This window comes from Pseudomonas sp. LH1G9 (genome assembly GCF_002949975.1).
In the GTDB taxonomy this organism is placed as follows: domain Bacteria; phylum Pseudomonadota; class Gammaproteobacteria; order Pseudomonadales; family Pseudomonadaceae; genus Aquipseudomonas; species Aquipseudomonas veronii.
In genome coordinates this window covers 2,343,429-2,358,707 of the sequence record NZ_CP026880.1, presented here as the reverse complement: position 1 = coordinate 2,358,707, position 15,279 = coordinate 2,343,429, and the positions used below count along the sequence as shown (strand labels likewise).

The 15,279-nt window shown below is 57.3% G+C and carries 10 protein-coding genes and 1 pseudogene; 1 reads left to right on the top strand and 10 read right to left on the bottom strand.

The annotated features are described in order from the left end of the window. The first annotated feature begins 43 nt into the window (after window positions 1-43). The gene (locus tag C5F70_RS10905; RefSeq protein WP_017846438.1) at window positions 44-883 is read left to right on the top strand and encodes a helix-turn-helix domain-containing protein; all 840 of its coding nucleotides are present in this window, start codon (window positions 44-46) and stop codon (window positions 881-883) included. Window positions 884-902: 19 nt separating this feature from the next. Here the strand turns inward: C5F70_RS10905 and C5F70_RS10900 are convergent, their stop codons facing one another. The 10 genes and pseudogenes from C5F70_RS10900 to C5F70_RS10855 form a co-directional block, all read right to left on the bottom strand. Beyond that, entirely contained in the window at window positions 903-3,479 is a 2,577-nt protein-coding gene (locus C5F70_RS10900; RefSeq protein ID WP_104903300.1) for an EAL domain-containing protein, read from the bottom strand. Between the two features lie 306 nt (window positions 3,480-3,785). Beyond that, a pseudogene (locus C5F70_RS31475) lies at window positions 3,786-4,013 on the bottom strand (DUF2303 family protein); the annotation flags it as partial. Between the two features lie 15 nt (window positions 4,014-4,028). After that, window positions 4,029-5,222: a DUF6396 domain-containing protein gene (locus tag C5F70_RS10890; protein ID WP_104903298.1), complete on the bottom strand. Its 1,194-nt coding sequence runs from the start codon at window positions 5,220-5,222 to the stop codon at window positions 4,029-4,031. Between the two features lie 104 nt (window positions 5,223-5,326). Beyond that, entirely contained in the window at window positions 5,327-6,433 is a 1,107-nt protein-coding gene (locus tag C5F70_RS10885; RefSeq protein WP_104903297.1) for a DUF1176 domain-containing protein, read from the bottom strand. A 415-nt stretch (window positions 6,434-6,848) separates the two neighbouring features. Beyond that, window positions 6,849-7,250, bottom strand: a complete 402-nt coding sequence (locus C5F70_RS10880) for a DUF5329 domain-containing protein (protein WP_104903296.1) — start codon at window positions 7,248-7,250, stop codon at window positions 6,849-6,851. A gap of 68 nt (window positions 7,251-7,318) precedes the next feature. Continuing rightward, window positions 7,319-7,780: a hypothetical protein gene (locus C5F70_RS10875; protein WP_104903295.1), complete on the bottom strand. Its 462-nt coding sequence runs from the start codon at window positions 7,778-7,780 to the stop codon at window positions 7,319-7,321. Window positions 7,781-7,919: 139 nt separating this feature from the next. Further along, window positions 7,920-9,209 (bottom strand): sel1 repeat family protein, encoded by a 1,290-nt coding sequence (locus C5F70_RS10870; protein WP_104903294.1) that lies wholly within the window; start codon window positions 9,207-9,209, stop codon window positions 7,920-7,922. A gap of 108 nt (window positions 9,210-9,317) precedes the next feature. Then, entirely contained in the window at window positions 9,318-10,601 is a 1,284-nt protein-coding gene (locus C5F70_RS10865) for a sel1 repeat family protein (protein ID WP_104903293.1), read from the bottom strand. Next, entirely contained in the window at window positions 10,601-12,502 is a 1,902-nt protein-coding gene (locus C5F70_RS10860) for a phosphatidylserine/phosphatidylglycerophosphate/cardiolipin synthase family protein (protein WP_104903292.1), read from the bottom strand. The genes C5F70_RS10865 and C5F70_RS10860 overlap by 1 nt, the downstream gene beginning before the upstream one ends. Continuing rightward, window positions 12,499-15,207, bottom strand: a complete 2,709-nt coding sequence (locus C5F70_RS10855; RefSeq protein ID WP_104903291.1) for a type VI secretion system Vgr family protein — start codon at window positions 15,205-15,207, stop codon at window positions 12,499-12,501. The genes C5F70_RS10860 and C5F70_RS10855 overlap by 4 nt, the downstream gene beginning before the upstream one ends. Window positions 15,208-15,279 lie beyond the last annotated feature (72 nt).

Sequence of the window (15,279 nt, the reverse complement as noted above, 5' to 3'; positions counted from 1 at the left end):
AGCGATGATTTAAACCGCCGCTCCATGGATGAACTCGGCGTTTATGCTAGATTTGTCGAAAACGCCTGTCTCGCGAAATTCGGGCAGCAAACATCGCAAAAGAGGCGAAGCCATCAAAACACTGGATAAATTTCTGCGGGATATCGATGAGGGCGAGTGGGCCGTCATCAGCTCGGCCACCGACTATCCGGAGAGCTGGGTGATCCCCGACCATAGCCACGAGAAGCATCAACTGCTGTACGCCACCGAAGGCGTGATGGTGGTGCATTCGGCGCAGAATCAGTGGACGGTGCCACCCAATCGCGGCTTCTGGATGCCCAGTGGGCATGTGCATTCGCTGCGCTGCGTCGGGGCGTTGAAAATGCGCAGTGTGTTTGTGCGCCCCGCGAGTTTTCCGAACCTGCCGAGCGAAACCAAGGCCGTCAGCATTTCACCGCTGCTCAGCGAACTGATCAAGGCATCGGTCAGCTTGAAGCCGCCGTATGCCGAGGATTCGCGCGACGCGCGGATCATGCACCTGATCCTCGACGAACTGGCGCTATTGCCGGCCTTGCCGTTGTCCTTGCCCCAGCCTGCAGACCCGCGCATCCGCCGGATTTGCCTGGCGTTGCAGGACGACCCGGGCGATGCCTCGACCGTGGCGGATTGGAGCGAGCGCCTGGGCCTGGACCAGACCACCATCCAGCGCCTGTTCCGCCGGGAAACCGGCCTGACCTTCGGCCAGTGGCGCCAGCAAGCGCGGTTGCTGCTGGCGCTGGAGCGCATAGCCGTGGGCGAGAAGATCATCGATGTGGCATTTGAGCTGGGCTATGAAAGCCCGAGCGCCTTTACCAGTATGTTCAAGAAACAGTTCGGCAAGACGCCGAGTCATTTCTTCCGCTAGCGCAAGGCGCTGTCGAGCGCTAACACGGCGGGGTGCTCGCGCACACGTCCAGCAGGCCGTTGAAGGCGTCGACGTCCAGCGGTCGGCTGAGGAAGTAGCCTTGGCCTTCGTCACAGGCCACCGCCTTGAGCAGTGCCAGGTGTTCGGCAGTTTCGATTCCTTCCGCGGTGACTGTCAGCGACAGGGCGCGTCCCAGGCCGACAATCGCCTGCACAATGGCCTTGTCATCGGCGCTGTCCTCCAGCCGGTTCAAGAAACTGCGGTCGATTTTCAACCCGTCGAACGGGAACGCGCGCAAGTAGCTCAGGGAGGAATAGCCGGTGCCGAAGTCGTCCATGGCGATGCGGATACCCAGGTGCTTGAGGGTGTGCATGACTTCAAGCGCGCCGACGGCATCTTCAAGCATCACGCTTTCGGTGATTTCCAGCTCCACGCGCGTTGGCTCGATGCCGGACTTATTCAGGGCGTACCGCACGCGCTCCACCAGGTTGCCGCGCTTGAATTCGGTGGGTGACAGGTTTACCGACACAAACAGCTCATCCGGCCACTGCGCGGCGCACGCGCAGGCGGTTTCCAGCACCCAGTCGCTCAGCGAGAGGATCAACCCCGACTCCTCGGCAATCGGGATGAACGTGTCCGGTGCGATCAGGCCACGCTCCGGGTGTTGCCAGCGCACCAGCGCTTCGGCGCCGACCATTTGCCCGTCGCTGATGCGGTAGCGCGGTTGAAAGTGCAGACGCAGCTCTGCGTGCTTGATCGCAAACCGCAGGTCGCTTTCCAGGCGGCGCCGTTCGATGATCCGCGCGTTCATTTCGCCGGAGTAAAAACGCCAGGTATTGCGCCCGGCGGCCTTGGCTTCGTATAAGGCAATATCGGCGTAGCGCAACAACTCGGTGACGCCGTTGGCATCATTGGGCGCGAGGGCGATGCCGATACTCGCGCTGATGAACACGTCCTGCTCGTCGACCCTGATCACCCGCTCGACGGACTCGATCAAGCGCCGGCACAGGGCTTCGACTTCGTCCTGGGCGCCGGCATCGATCAGGATCAGTACAAATTCATCGCCGCCGACCCGAGCGACCAGGTCACCGTGGCGCACGCAATCAGAGAGGCGGCTCGATACCTCATTGAGCACCCGGTCGCCGGCGGCATGCCCGAGCAAGTCATTGACCGGTTTGAACCGATCCAGGTCCAGGCTGAGCATGACCAAAGGGTGGGTGAGGGTGGGCAAGGCTTTGAGTTTACCGTCCAGAAACGCTTGCAGGCGCGTGCGATTGGGCAGCCCGGTGAGGGCGTCGTGCTGGGACAGGAACTCGATGCGGCGACGCGCCTCGACTTCTTCGGTGACGTCGGTGGCCGTGCCGCGAAACCCGCCGCAGGGCATCTCACGCGCCGACAGCCGGGTGGTGCGCTCCCGTCCCCGGGCGTCGACGTAGCGACACTGCATGCTGATATCCGCGAGCCGCCCGGGCGTGGTCAGCCACTGAGAAAGGGCGCCGGCATCGGTGTCCAGCAGGTCGTACAGCGTGGCGCCGATCCAGGCCTGGCGGTCCAGGCCGGTGACGCTTTCGAAGCGCTCCGACAGGTAGGTGAAACGCCACTCGCCGTCGATTTCCCAGACCCAGTCCGAACTGGCTTCCACCACATCGCGAAAGCGTGCTTCGCTGGTGGCCAGCGCGTTTTGACTGTCTTGCAGCGAGGTGTGGCTGTTGTCGAGGGCCTGGGCGTCCGCCGTGGTGCGGCGCACAATCAGCCAGGTCATCAGGCACACCAGCAACGCCGCCAGGCCCAGCAGCGGCAAACCGACAGCCACCAAACGCATACCGGGCCGCTCGGGGTGCCAGTGCAGGCTGCCGGCGGCACCGTTCTCACCGAGGGCAAACAGCAGGGTCTCGCCGATTTCATCGGGTGTGGCGATGTGCAGGTGATCGACGCCAAAATCGTTGCCGATTTCGGTCAGCTTGGCGCTGTCGAGGATGTTGATGAAGAGCAATACCGAGGCTTTCCGGTCATCGGCGATCACGCTGGGGTCAGTGCCGGGCGTTATCGCCGCTGCCGCCACCAGCGTGGGGTTGCCGCGCACGTTAATGAACGTCGTGACCGGTGTGTCCGTCGCGGCGCCTGCGCGCGCTTGTTCGAGTAGCGCCGCGACGGGCTGGTCGAGCCATTCGGTCAGCTCAATCGGTTGCAGCTTGCCCTCGACCAACGCGTATACCGTGCGGTCCAGGTCGTTGACGACAAACACGCCTTGGAAACCGAAATCATGAAACAGCGTCGGCCCGACGTTTTCGCGGGTATAGGCCCAATCCGTGTCCACGGAAACGTGCAGGTGTTTGTAGGCATCGCCCCAGAATGCGTAATCCTTGACGGTCAGGCGCTGGGATTTTTCCAGGGACTGCACCGCCTTGCGCGTGTAGAAGGCGCTTTCGCTGTCTTCGAATCGGTTCAGTTCCTGGGCGAGGTACACCAGCGAATAGCTGGCCGCCGCAAACACACAGGCGAGCAGCACCACGCACTGGAACAACGACGTGCGCGCCATCGACAGGCTGGTGCGTTGGGAAAGGTTACGAATGATCGGGGCGAAGGTATTTGGCATTGATTCCCGCAGGGCGTCGCCGCTTGTCAGGGTGATGACAGGCTATCGGCAGCCTTACGCAGAAAATGAGCGTTTGAGGCGCGGCGCGCCCATTCTCCCGGTACCTGGCTCGAGTGTGGGCGGGTGCCCTTAGTTGATTCGAGGCATGGAACCTCATCCCAACAGCCGCCATTCGATGTTTTGCTCATTGACTGTGATGATGTCGGGCAGCAAAAACCGCGGCTTAACGGCCGCGGGTCTGCCGGTTGTCGGTTCAAGAAGTTTGGCTTTGGCCAATTGCTGGATCAGTGCTTCGCTATCCACCTGCATTTTTGCTTTAAGCACGCTCTTGAATTCCAGAGTGATGTCCTCGCGCGGAACCTCTTCGCCAACCCAGCGCAGTTTCAGCACCGGTTGCGAGTCGCTGGTGATCACCGAAATACGCAACATGATCTGTTGTGCGGTCAGAACTTCCTATGGGATCACGTTGAACAACAACTTGGCTGGGGCTTTGATCTGATCGAGGGTGTTGCGGCTGGCGTTGGTCTCGCCGACGGTACCATTCCGCTATCATTGCGCCGCGTCCTTTGCCAGTCCCGTCCGCGAGTCCAGCGTCTTAGCTTTGGCCATGCGTGCCACCAACGTCTCTGATGGAGCCTCACGCGGTTCGAGCTGCTCGCTCTTCCACAGGAACTCCCCGTTCCACTCGGGCAAAGCTGCAGGAGGCAACGGCACGATGCGATCCAGGTCAGGCACCCTCGGGGCGAATTGCTCTTCTTGGATCAAGAAGATGCGAATCTTCTCGTATCGTTCGTAACGCGCGGCGTCTTTTGCCACTCCCAGTGATCGCGTCGAGTTCGAACCCTCGCCAAAAGCCTCCCTGAGCCGATAGGCCGCAGCGGCATTCCCCTCCATTACCGCTTGCTGAAATCCTGCCATCGCTTCGGCGTAGCGCCGCTCATCGATTTGTTTGATGGCCAGTTCGTACATCGCACCGCCATGCCCTTGTTGTGCGGCACAGCGATAGAGTGGCAGGGCGAATGCTTTGTCCTCGGCTTTCGCTCCGAATGCCGCGGGACCTATGATCGAGTCGACGTCGAGATATTCGGCCAATAGGAACTGTGACTCTGCATCGCCCATGTCCGCCGCTTTGCGGAAAAGGACGAGTGCCTCGCGCAGATTCCATGCCTGCCGGAACATGCCCGCCTGCAGCCTATAACCACGTGACGGAGACTGTTGCGTGAGCAGCTCCCTCAGGCGCTTGGTTTCTTCCTCGCGATTTCGGCGAAGCCGGGTGGGGACACCATCGTAGGTGGTATCGGTCAATCTCCATTGCAGGTAGTGCAATGCCTCGGTCGCCTTGGCGTTTCCGTGCGCGGACGCGATACGGTAATAACGACTGATGCGATTTAATTCGTCGACACTTTCACTACCGAAATCACGTCCCTTAACACGTCTCTTAAGCAGGTAATCAAGATGGCGTGCGTAATCGAACAAGCGTTGTGCATCCGTATTCTGGGGGAAAGGAGACACATCATGCGTGCAAACGAAATCTGATCGTACGCCACTGGCCTCGAGCGGCGATTCACGTCCAACGGCCGTGTTGGAGCAAACCGCTAGCAACGATGCAAACAGCGCCGCTAGCCCCCCTTTCAGATTCCCTTTTGTGAAGAGGCTGGTGTCCAGGGTACGGAGAAATTCAGAAAAGAGTTTGTTGGTATACGACGGGGGCGTGCTGCATTCATTTTGCTGATCCTGAACCATAGGGGTTAGTCACTACTTTGCTCTTGCCGCATCCGCTAGAGCGCTAGGTAAACACTGAAAAAAACGCCGATAGGCGTGGGTCAGCTTTCAACCAGTGGCGAAAATTATTTACCCGGAATGATCTCATTGACCACAACGGTAGGCATTTTCCACCCTTGAGAAACTAAGGATATCTTTTTGTTGCATATTCCCTGTATGTAACTATTGCCAAGTACAAATTTAACTCCATCCCATATCCAAGACTTATATTCACCGCAATCCCTAGCGCGGTCTCGATATTCTGAGATGAGACCATTTCCATAGTCGGTAGCACTAATAGTAATTAGCGACGGCACACCAAGAAATTTTTTATCAATAGTCCAATAACCCTCACGATAATCTCTGGATGCTGGCGATTCCCACATGCCCGGCATTCCTTGACAAGCAGCAGATAGCAATACATGAGTTTCGTTTAATGGGTACACACGGATGCCTTCATTTACGCGTTGCAACGGAGCGCAGTCTTGGGGGTTGTCCAAACTCTCAATCAATTTATTCCCTACTAATATTCGCACGCTGGCAGGCTCTAACCATTTGCCCATAAACCCAATATGATACCCTTCAGGCATTACTCTATGGATTACGGGAACTTTTAGTGGATAAATCACACTGTTTTCGTCTTCTAGCCCTTTTTTAACTAGGGCTGCTGGAGTACCAATACGCTTTTGAGTTTCATCCATCTTCAGGAAAACAGCATAAGCTCCTTGCCCGGAAAGTGTTGTAACTTTAGAAGCTGCGGAGTAATCGACAACCTCAAAAGAGACACGAGCGTTTCCTTTCAGCGCATCAATGACTGCGGCAGTCTGCAACTCATCCAGAAAATAATCGCTATGCGAGTTGAGATTTAATCTCCCAATCAATCGATCATTGATGCGCAATAGCACCTGCTTGATTCCACCTACTAAAGTCGACTTAAAAGAATCAGTTTTCCAGTTGGAAAATTTCAAACTTGCAGTTGGTAATTGATTTGGGCCAGCATCGCGAGTGACCATTAATGCCAGTGTGTTATTGGTTGCTCCGACCGCCCGACAAGTATGAGTATTGTCGCAAACTAACTGCCACTCTTTATGAGTAAAATTTACTCCATTCGGAGAGGTAGCGGCATTTGCACTAGAGCCTGAAATGCCAAATAATAAAAAAATACTAATGCTGTTTAATGGAAAGGTATTCATATTCACTCCAAACTAGAGATGTACGGCTATTCTAATAACTGCTTATGAAATAACTACCTGGCTATACCGCCACCGCAGCTTGCTGATACCGTAAAATTTGACTTGCTCTGTGCTTCGGCTTGTTTGCAGTCATATCCAGATGCTCAAAATTGAAATTTAAAGCTGTCGGCCCTACAGGCTGTCCCTAGGACACGTGAGGTAGCATCAGACTTCGTTTATGGTCAGGTTTATTTGCCATCTTTGTATATATCGCGATTCCAACATTCAAGAGTGCTATATCTGCAATGCCATGCACATCAGGCATGACACGCATCAGTGGGGACGCGATGAACATCCATAGTTTTTTCCCTGCTAGGGCAGGTGTTGGGTAGAACACGCGTCTGGTCATGATCATCCGGTACTCCCGTGTCACAACCTACTGTAGGAGCTGTCGTTGCCTTGTTAGTTCTGTGGTGAGCCAAGTGCTCGCCGGTTGTACGCCTGTCGGGCATCGGACCTCATAGGCGGTGCCAGTTACACTGCTTTTAGTGGCCCCTAGATTGATGAAGTCTTCTGCACTGCTCACCATGTTCTTGCCTTCGAGATAATGCAGCTTTTTTCCCAAATGGGCACGAGCCTGGGCACCTGGGTATTCGCTCCCGTTGCGCACAAACCGACACTCACTGTGTTCGACAAAATCTAGCAAGCCCTGTATCTCTTGAGCGGCTTGCGGTGTGGTTTGAGCCTGTACATGGGGCACCATTATCATTAGACCGAGACCCGTCGCGCTCAACCATTGGCTGATGAGGCGAGCTATCCGCCGTGTCAAAATACGCATGATGTTTCCTCGTATTAATTTATTGTAAAGAGTGTTTGGTCATGATCACTGCCTGGCGCGCCGTTATTTCAGTGTGCTTGATGATTGGTCGAATGGCCTCGGCTAACAATAGCTTCGTTGTTTTGGTTGAGTGTCTGGTTAAAGTTTCGACCGGTGAACCCTTTCACTTGGCCGTCTTGTGAATGCGCGACCTCGATATCGCCACCATCAAAAAAGTCCATGCGATAAATCCGTGTTTGATCCACCGTTCGCACTGCCAATGACTCAATTTCGGATATATCCCGGATGCCTACCGATTTGGGGATAAGGTTTTCGATGGTGATATCACCGTCAATCATGCTTATCGTTACCCCGTCAGGACGAATGCCCCTCACACCGCCCTCACTTCTTTCCACGAAGTTGTCATATGAATGAGCTTCCATAAACATGCCTTGGTCGTCCCACTGAACAATGGTTTCAGCCTCTACTTCAAGCCTTGGCGGGGCGGGTTCACACTCTATCGTCACATCGTTTTTTTTATGGTTGCTCATGGTGTTGTTCCATTTAGTTGCCAGTGTTAGGGTAATTCCCAGGCCGGCCACGCACTTGAGTACACCTCGGGGTGTACAGCACAGGCCCCACAGCGGAGTAACACCGCAGCCAATAGCTCCACGGCAGAATAACGACGCCTCATCCGAGCAGTCCCCATGTCACTTCTTTATGCCGTTGCCGGTATTTTTCGGATAGCGGCCAAAGGCGCTTCTGATAAAAGCCCACGAGGGCCATAGGCATGATCTCGCCCTGAGAGAAATAGCGGGCCGTATTCCTTTCCACCAACTGATAAAACCCTCCGTGGCCGGACCACGTGATCTTCCAGTAGCCGCTCTGCGGGCAGGCTTCGCCGCTGGTGCAGGTTGGCCCGAGAAAGTTGGTCTCGCTGAACGAGGGTGAGCCCAGCATGGGTTTGCCGGTCTCTGGGTCGAGAACCATGGCATTGGCCAGTTGGTTGATCAGTGCGTCGCTGGGGTTTTCGGGCGGGACATTGGCCAGGCGTTCTTCCAGCCATTTGAGCTTGTCGTCCCAGGCGGGCAGCTTGGCCGGTGGTAGCGGGAGGATGTCGTTGATTTCGGGGACTTTGGGGTTGGCGTAGGAATAGTTACCTAGCACTTTGCTTATTTTGTTGTAGCGCTCGGCGCGTTCGAGGTCTTCCTGTTGGCCGAGATAATCAAGTTCATCGGTAGGGGGCGGATTACGAAAGACTTTTCCTAACGAATAAGCAGAAGTGCTATCACCCGCTGCCACTCCCAGCTGGAAGGCTTCGAGCGCTTCCTGGTATCGCCCTTTGCCCTGAAGATTGACACCTAATGCACGAGCAGCCTCTCCATTGCCTTGTTCAGCAGCACAGCGGCGCATTTGCCGGGCGATGTCCGGGGCCATATCGCTCGGTGCCAGTTTCTTGCCCACGTACGTCTGGGCTTGGGCATTGCCGCTATCGGCAGCTTTGCGGTAATAACGCAGGGCCATTTCCGGATCCTGCTTCAGCCCAGCTGAACCTTGTTGCAGGAAGATTCCGACGAAGTAATAACCCGTTGCCACACCCTCGTCGATCAGTCGCTGGCTCAAACGCAAATGCTCGTCGCCCCGAAGCTGGAAATATCCGCGCATGGCGCCGTTCTGAAGGTTGATGTTGGCCTTGTAGTGGCCGTTCTCGGCAGCAATGCGGTATAGGCGCTCGATCTCGACATCAACGCTCTTGTCCTGCTTGAGCTGGTTATTTTTCTGCAACCAGCGGGCGTACTGGAATAGAACGTCGGCTCCGGCCGACGGTTGGGGAATAGTCTCGTGTACGCAGGTAAAGGTCAGTTTTTCCTTAGCCTCGGCGATCGGGTTCATGGGAAGGTCCTGGTTCAGGTAAGTAAAGGCATCGCCGTTATTACAGGCGGCCAACAGCAGGCTTGATAGCAGAAGCAATTGGCGCATCAATCGAGTTCCTTCACGGTCTTTCCACCCTAATAATGTCGACGCGACCGATAGAGCCGTACCGCCGCCGGTTGTCTTGTCGCCGACGCGAAAAATGCCTTGCATGCCTCACCCCAACAGCCGCCATTCGATGCTTTCCTCATTGACTGTGATGATGTCGGGCAGCAAAAAACGCGGCTTGTGACTCTCAATCTGCAGGGTGGGCATGATCTCGTTCTTCTCGAAACGGCGGATCACGCCATCGCTGAGCCGCGCATAAACATCGCGACTCAGGCTGAATGCCCGCCAATAGCCAGTCTGGGGGCAGGCCTGGCCGCTGGAACAGGTCGGTTCGGGGTAGCTGGCCTTGATGAACGCGGGGGAGTCGGGCGTGGGTCTGCCGGTTGCAGGTTCAAGGAGTTTGGCTTTGGCCAACTGCTGGATCAGCGCTTCGCTGGGCTTTTTTGGCGGAACATTAGCCAGGCGTGCTTCCAGCCATTGCAGTTTGCCGTCCCAGGTGGGGAGTTTGGCGGGAGGTAAGGGGAGGATGTCGTTGATTTCGGGGACTTTGGGGGCAGCATAGGAGTAGTTTGCGAGAATTCGCCAGATTTTTTCATAGCGTTCGGCGCGCTCAAGGTCCTCCTGCTGGCCGAGGTAGTACAAACGATCATCCGACTTGGGGCCGAGAAAGCCTTTACTCAGAAAGGACGCGGAGGTGCTGTCACCTGCAATTAACCCAAGTTGAAATGCCTCAAGGGCCTCCTGATAGTGTCCATCTGTCGACAGGTCAACTCCTAGCGCCCTGGCGGCCTTACCATGGCCCTGTTCGGCCGAGCATCGGCGCATCTGCCGGGCGATGTTCGGAGCAATGTTGATTGGCGCCAGTATGTCCCCCACTTCGTACTGGGCTTGCGCGCTGCCCTGATCGGCGGCCTTACGAAAGTAACGCAATGACATGGCCGTATCCTGCTTCAGCCCAGCCGAGCCGTTTTTCAGAAAGAGGCCGATAAAGTAGTACCCCGTCGCCACCTTCGCGTCGATCAGTTGCTGGCTCAGGCGCAGGTGTTCGGCGCCACTGAGCACGAAGTGGCCGCGTATGGCGCCGTTTTGCAGGTTGATGTTGGCTTTGTAATGGCCATTCTCGGACGCAATACGGTACAGCCGTTCGATCTCCAGATCGACCGCCTTATCCTGCTTGAGCAGGTTGTTTTTCTGGAGCCAGCGAGCGTATTGGAACAGCTCATCGGCCTCGGCGGACGGCGAAGGAATTTGCTCGTGTACACAGGTAAAGGCCAGCTTGGCTTTAATCTCGGTCAGTGGGTTCACGGCAGGGTCCTGAGTTGGGTGAGTAGGGGCGCTGCCGTTATCGCAGGCGGCCAGCAGCAGGCTTGTCAACAACAAGGCCCGGTGCATTAGTCGAGGTCCGTCAGGGACTTTTCGCCGTAATAAAACTCGACGAGCGGAGTGATGGGTGCCAAATTTTTGGATTGACGATCCTTGTTCTTATCGATGATCTCCTGCCAAGCATCGAATGCTTTCGCGACATCATCCTGCGCCCCCCTCCCATTCGTATGCAGATCCCACAACCGCCGCCGCAACGCCCGCGTCACACTCATCCACTCATGCGCAATGTTCAGCTCGCTATCCACCTGCATGCTGCGCGTGTTGATATTCGCCGAGCCGTGGGTGGTGAACACGTCATTGACGATCATCAGCTTGGAATGGATGTACACCGGCATCCACTGCTGCCCCGCCGGCGAATCAGGCGCGACCAGTGAGCACACGTGGATTTTCAGGCCTGGGCGCGACTCTGGTTCAAGCGTGCTTTGCTCAATCGCCGCGATCTGGGCTTTGAGAGCTGTCTGTCGAGACACATTGTTTCTGGCGGCGTCCCGTTGGGCTTCACGGGCCTTATCGCTTATCTCGCCACCCCCCAGTGCGTCGGTCAGGCTGGTCAACGTGAGCAAGGCTTGTCGCTCAAGCAGTTCAGCCAAGGTCGGCGTCTGCGCGTTGGCTTGGGCTTTGGCCTGTTCAATGCGCTGCAACTTGGTGATTTCAGGAATGGTATCGCCGCGTCCGAGGCTTTCGAGCATGCGCTGAGTGTTCAAGCTCCCCGGCCCCACGCCGTCTGGGCTGGCATTGGTGATTACAAACAGGTGTAAATTTCCATGCAGGCCCGGATCACGCCCAGCGCCGGTTTGGACTTCGGCCGCCGCTTTGATGGCCTCGGCCAATGGCGGCCAGCGAAAGTACTGGTTCTCGATGTAGATGAATTGGGTCGCGTTGTTGACCGCCTTCAGGTAGATCTTTTCGATATCGCGCTTGCCGTCTTGTGCCTGGGTACGCACGATTTGGGCCAGCTGGCGGGTGACGCCGGGGGCGCATTGCAGTTGGGGGGCCACCGCCATCGCTTTGCGCGATGCGAGCAGGTCTTCACCGGTTTCCTTGCGCCAGGCAGTGGCGAAGTTATGGTGCAGGTGCTCCAGAATCGGCCCGCTGATCTGGCTGGAAATATCCTGGCGTGGTGTGTTGCCACGCGGCCCGCGATTGGGTGCAGGCTTGCTGCCCTCGGTGCGGTTCAGTGCTGAGTGCTTGTCGGTGTCCCAGTACTCGTCGAGCATGTTGTGGCCCATGACAAAACCAACGGCGCGGTCTGTCTGTTCATAGTCGATCAGGACGGTCTTCTGATGGTGGGTCGCAGTGCTGGCCAGCACGCCCAACGTGCTGAGGCTGAGCTGTGGGTCGAGGCTTTTGTATTTGGCCTGATAGGCAATTTCAGCCCGTTCATACATGCTGAAACCGCGGCCGACAAACACCGGCACATTACGAGCCACTCGGATCGCGGGCGCTAAGTGATCGGCGAATGCACATCGGGAAAACCATTTCCGATCTTCGGTATATTGGTCAGCGGTGGAGCTCTGCATCGCCCGATCCTTGATACGAAGCGGTCCTTTACCGGGAAGGTTGGCCTCGCCCCCTGCGCCCGCAGCATTGAACGGCATCTCCCAACCGAGCACCCGAACCTCGATCCCTTTCCCGGCTTTGGTCATCAGCAGTTCGCCAATGCTTGGGGCACTGCCATCGCGGATAAAGTACATCGACGGTTGAAACCCCCAGCAGATGATGTCGATGGTTTTAGTGGCTTGGGCGATAGCCAGATGCACGGCCTCGAAGGCTTCTTCACCGTTGATCAGCGGCTTATAGGTGGCTTTCGCAGGAGGGTACTCGGTGTTCGGCACGTACCAGGGCGCGGAGCAGGTCACCTGCTGTGTGTGTTGCAGGGCGACGGGGGCGACGATATCGGGTTCAGTCATGAAGTTTTCCCTTCCTGGTCATTGATCACGGCGGCATACAGGGCACGGTGATCCGTGTGCGATGTGGGTTGGCTCACCTCGGTGTCGGCTCGCGAGAGGTGGTTGTGCATGCCGCCATTGGCCAGGTGTGCTTGTTCGGCATTGCGATAGTCAGTAGGCACCGGGATCTGGTAGCTCACCCCGTTGGCCAACACCATTCGGTACTGCTGCGTCACGACCGCGTGGTCGATCGACACTTGCCCGGACTTGTCCAATACGCCGTGATTGAGCACTGCACCATCGGCGTAGAGCGTGTAGGGCATGCCTGCCCAGCCTTGATCAGGGGCATTGGGGGTTTGCGGCACGTTGAACCGCAGCGCTTGTTTGAACAGGCTTTGTGGGTACTCCGGATCTGCGGCTTTCTGGCTGGCTGGACCGAGGGCTTCGAAGTACGCCGATTTGATCAGGTAGTCGCCCAGGGTCCCTGACTTGATGCTGCTCGCATCGAGGGTGATGTAGCTGCCGCCGGCATTCAGGGTGATTTTCTTTTTCGCAACGATGCGGATTTCATCTTCGGAGCTGGTGATCTCCAGGCCATGCCGGGCCATCAGTTCCAGTGTGTCGTTCTGTGCCTGGACACTCACCGGCCCCTGGTTGGCGATCAATTTGATGCCCAACTCGCGTACAAACAGGCTCAATCCTTGGCCCACGCCTATAAACAGTCGTTTGACCACACTGATATCCGCCTCGGCTCCGGCGTTGATTATCAGGTTGTCCTGAGCGGCCAATTGCAGGTGCTGGCCGCTGGTGACGGCAACGCCTTGGGGGGCGCTGAGCAATACGACCGAGGCCTTGAGTTGATCGAGCTGGTCTCGCATCAATTTCAGTTGCGCTTGTACATCCGCTGGATCTGCGTTGGCGGCCTGGGCATCGGTCGATAATCCTTCCAACTGGTTACTCGCCTGTTGCAGCCGACCCAGCGCGGCGCTCATTTCCAGCATGTGTCCCTGAGCCTTGGGTTGTGCGTCGGCACTGATCAAGATCCCACTACCGGCACGAATGGCGGCATGCCCATCAGTCCGCAACTCCGCGCCCTGGCCTCGCGGTTGGCGCTTGGCATCAACCAAATGCCCCAGGTTGAGCTGGCTCTTACCACTGTGCTCAGTACTGAGCTTCACGTGTTCTTGCCCTCGCGTGTCGTCCATGCGCAATTTGTTATTGGCGGGGGTGCGCAAGACGTTGCGTTTGTAGTTGCGCAAGGTCACATGGTCAGGATGCTGGCTGTCGTGCAGGGCATGGGCGATGTAGGGCCGGTCGGGGTCGCCTTGTTCAAAGGCGATCGCCACCTCGGTGCCGGGGATCAACGGCAGGTGCAAGCCGTGGGTGTCGCCGGCGTAGGGCCTGGCCAGGCGGAGCCAGAGGCTTTCTTCGCCGGGTTTCCAGGTGTCGCGGTCGAACAGGAAATTGACCTTGTAGCGGCCTTCGATGTCGATGTGGCCGTAGGGGTCGTGCTCCTGCGGGCTGGTGACGCGGGCCGGGACGGTGCCGGCGATCCGAGGTGTTGGCGGCAGTGCTGGGCGAAAGCACACGGTTTCCGAGTAGGGAATGGCTTCAAAGTTGATTTCAAAACTGCGATCGCGGGCGGCGTGGGTGGTCAGTTGCGTGATCACCGCGCCGGAAGCAAAGGCCTGCGGCGCGCCGCCGGAGATGTTCAGGACCTGGCCGGGCGCCAGGGCGGCGCTACTGCTGACGCCGCTGAGTCGGGTCTGGCCGTTGAGGTAACGCTCGTGACGCAGGCGAGCATAGAAGTAGCCACTTTCGCTTTGCAGGTCTTCGTCATGGGCGTATCGGTCGCCCATCCCCGTGTACGCTTCGGCGTAGTGATAAGCCTCGCCGTAGGTACCGCTGGCGCCACGCGTTTGGTCGATCTCGCCATTCAGGTGAGCGTTGGCCACGCGGTGATGGTAGGTGCGGATGTTGACGCGTTTTTCCACCACGTGGTGGCTCGATTGCAGGCCCCACGTGCTGTCTTTTCCGCCGCTGCTGAGCCCGGATTGCGGACGGTAGGCCAGCTCGACATCGAACGTGTAATGACGCTGGTCGTCGTGAAATTCCACCACGTCGATGTTCAACCGCTCATCGTGGGTGAAGCGATACCAGATGCCCACATCGGCCAATAAGCGCGAGATAAAGGCCAGGTCGCTTTCGCCATATTGCATGACCTGCTCGCGCCTGGGGTATTCGCGCACCAGCTTGAAGAGGAAGTCCTGGCCTTCAAAGTCGTGGCGGCTGCGCAGGATGCTTTCGACGATCTGCGGGACAGATTGGTGTTGATAAATGCGGAACTGGCGGCCTCGCCCAAGCAGGGCCAGGCGCGGTTGCAGAGTGATTTCGTAGCGGGCTTCATCAACGGAGCCGGACAGGCGTTTGAAGCCGGTGACCACGCCGTGCAAGACACGCAGCGGTTCGCTCGAGGGCACGCTCAGGCCGCGAAAGGGCGGAGGCTGCGGCGCCCCGTACAGACTGAAGCAGGCGTTTTGGCCGAGCATCTTTTCAGCGGCAATGTCGCCGTCGGTGCTGGTGAATTCCACAGCATAGTTGAATGGTTGGCTCAGGCCTTCTGTGCCCTCGAAGGCCAGGACGTCGAGCGGCTCGTCAACATCGCGGACAGTGAGCGTGTGCCGACGATGGTCGAAGAAAACGCTCGGTAATACGCTGGAAGCCATTCCTTTTACTCCTAGGCGCGAAAGCCCGAAGAGTAAAGATTTGGTCTCGGTGATTAATGTCGGAAGATTCGC

What these genes read in the sequence shown, in the direction of transcription:
- C5F70_RS10865 (WP_104903293.1), bottom strand. Translation starts at nt 10,601, where the DNA reads ATGCACCGGGCCTTGTTGTTGACAAGCCTGCTGCTGGCCGCCTGCGAT.
- C5F70_RS10900 (WP_104903300.1), bottom strand. Translation starts at nt 3,479, where the DNA reads ATGCCAAATACCTTCGCCCCGATCATTCGTAACCTTTCCCAACGCACC.
- C5F70_RS10855 (WP_104903291.1), bottom strand. Translation starts at nt 15,207, where the DNA reads ATGGCTTCCAGCGTATTACCGAGCGTTTTCTTCGACCATCGTCGGCAC.
- C5F70_RS10890 (WP_104903298.1), bottom strand. Translation starts at nt 5,222, where the DNA reads ATGGTTCAGGATCAGCAAAATGAATGCAGCACGCCCCCGTCGTATACC.
- C5F70_RS10870 (WP_104903294.1), bottom strand. Translation starts at nt 9,209, where the DNA reads ATGCGCCAATTGCTTCTGCTATCAAGCCTGCTGTTGGCCGCCTGTAAT.
- C5F70_RS10905 (WP_017846438.1), top strand. Translation starts at nt 44, where the DNA reads ATGCTAGATTTGTCGAAAACGCCTGTCTCGCGAAATTCGGGCAGCAAA.
- C5F70_RS10875 (WP_104903295.1), bottom strand. Translation starts at nt 7,780, where the DNA reads ATGAGCAACCATAAAAAAAACGATGTGACGATAGAGTGTGAACCCGCC.
- C5F70_RS10880 (WP_104903296.1), bottom strand. Translation starts at nt 7,250, where the DNA reads ATGCGTATTTTGACACGGCGGATAGCTCGCCTCATCAGCCAATGGTTG.
- C5F70_RS10885 (WP_104903297.1), bottom strand. Translation starts at nt 6,433, where the DNA reads ATGAATACCTTTCCATTAAACAGCATTAGTATTTTTTTATTATTTGGC.
- C5F70_RS10860 (WP_104903292.1), bottom strand. Translation starts at nt 12,502, where the DNA reads ATGACTGAACCCGATATCGTCGCCCCCGTCGCCCTGCAACACACACAG.